Source organism: Pararobbsia alpina (genome assembly GCF_902859895.1).
Classification (GTDB): domain Bacteria; phylum Pseudomonadota; class Gammaproteobacteria; order Burkholderiales; family Burkholderiaceae; genus Pararobbsia; species Pararobbsia alpina.
Map to the genome: position 1 here is coordinate 1 of NZ_CADIKM010000137.1, position 1,937 is coordinate 1,937.

A 1,937-nucleotide genomic window follows, 5' to 3' on the forward strand; every position below is an offset into this window, starting at 1 on the left:
CCGCCGATCGGCAGCACTTCGCCGCGCAGCGTGATCTCGCCGGTCATCGCCACGTCCGCACGCACCGGAATATTGGTCAATGCGGAAACCAGCGCCGTCGTCATCGCGATGCCTGCCGACGGACCATCCTTCGGCGTCGCCCCTTCGGGCACGTGTATGTGGATGTCCTTCTTCTCGAACGCTTCATCCTTGATCCCCAGACGACGCGAGCGCGAACGGACCACTGAACGTGCCGCCTCGACCGACTCCTTCATCACGTCGCCCAGCGAGCCCGTGCGGGTAATTGCACCCTTGCCCGGCATGACAGCGGCTTCGATCGTCAGCAGGTCGCCGCCGACTTCGGTCCAGGCAAGCCCGGTCACCTGGCCGACCTGATTCTGCTTCGCCGCGAGACCAAAGTCGTATTTGCGCACGCCCAGGAACGTGTCGATATTGCCGCCGTCGACCGTAATCGTGCCGTCTGCCTTCTTCAGCAGCAGCATCTTGACGACCTTGCGGCAGATCTTCGAGATTTCACGCTCGAGCGAACGCACGCCCGCTTCACGCGTGTAATAACGAATGATGTCGCGCACGGCGTCCTCGGCGACGTTGATCTCGCCATCCTTCAGGCCATTGTTGCGCTTCTGCTTGGGCAACAGGTAACGCTGGGCGATGCTGACCTTCTCGTCTTCCGTGTAGCCCGACAGCCTGATCACTTCCATCCGATCGAGCAGCGGAGGCGGAATGTCGAGCGAGTTCGACGTCGCCACGAACATCACATCCGACAAGTCGAAATCGACTTCGACATAGTGGTCGGCAAACGTATGATTCTGTTCGGGATCCAGCACCTCGAGCAGCGCAGACGACGGATCGCCGCGGAAATCCTGTCCCATCTTGTCGATTTCGTCGAGCAGGAAAAGCGGATTGCGCACCCCGACCTTGGTCAGGCTCTGCAGGATCTTGCCCGGCATCGAACCGATATACGTCCGGCGATGGCCACGAATTTCCGCTTCGTCGCGCACGCCACCGAGGGCCATGCGAACGAACTTGCGGTTCGTCGCACGCGCGATCGACTGGCCGAGCGAGGTCTTGCCGACGCCCGGAGGCCCAACCAGGCACAGGATCGGCGCCTTCACCTTGTCGACACGTTGCTGGACCGCAAGATATTCGAGAATGCGTTCCTTGACCTTCTCAAGGCCGAAGTGGTCCTCGTCGAGCACCTTCTCGGCGTTCGTGAGGTCGTTGTTGACCTTGCTCTTCTTGCGCCACGGCAGGCCGATCAGCGTATCGATGTAGTTGCGCACCACGGTCGCTTCAGCGGACATCGGCGACATCAGCTTGAGCTTCTTGAGCTCGGCATCGGCCTTCTTCCTGGCCTCTTTCGGCATGCGCGCAGCGGTGATCCGTTTCTCCAGTTCCTCGAGATCGGCCCCGTCCTCGCCTTCGCCGAGTTCCTTCTGAATCGCCTTGACCTGCTCGTTCAGGTAGTACTCGCGCTGACTCTTTTCCATCTGGCGCTTGACGCGGCCACGAATGCGCTTTTCGACCTGCAGAATGTCGATCTCGGCTTCGAGCTGCGCGAGCAGATGCTCGAGGCGCTCGATCACCGGCAACATTTCGAGAATGTGCTGCTTCTGGTCGAGCTTGAGCGGAAGATGCGCCGCGATCGTATCGGCCAGGCGACCCGCTTCGTCGATGCCCGACAACGAAGTCAGGATCTCGGGCGGAATCTTCTTGTTGAGTTTGACGTACTGGTCGAACTGCGAAACGATCGCGCGACGCAGCGCCTCGGTTTCAGCGCTATCGGCCTGATCGGGCTCGAGCGGCATGACGTCGCACGAGAACTGCGATTCCTGGTCTTCGATCGACAGGGTGCGCGCACGCTGAAGGCCCTCGACGAGCACCTTCACGGTCCCGTCGGGAAGCTTGAGCATCTGGAGAATGTTGGCGACGCAACC

1 protein-coding gene is annotated in these 1,937 nt (G+C 60.9%); it reads right to left on the reverse strand.

Annotated elements, in window-relative coordinates; translation table 11 throughout:
- Nucleotides 1-1,937, reverse strand: a 1,937-nt coding sequence (gene lon, locus HV670_RS29795) for an endopeptidase La (protein ID WP_175108515.1), incomplete at both ends; no start/stop codon positions are given.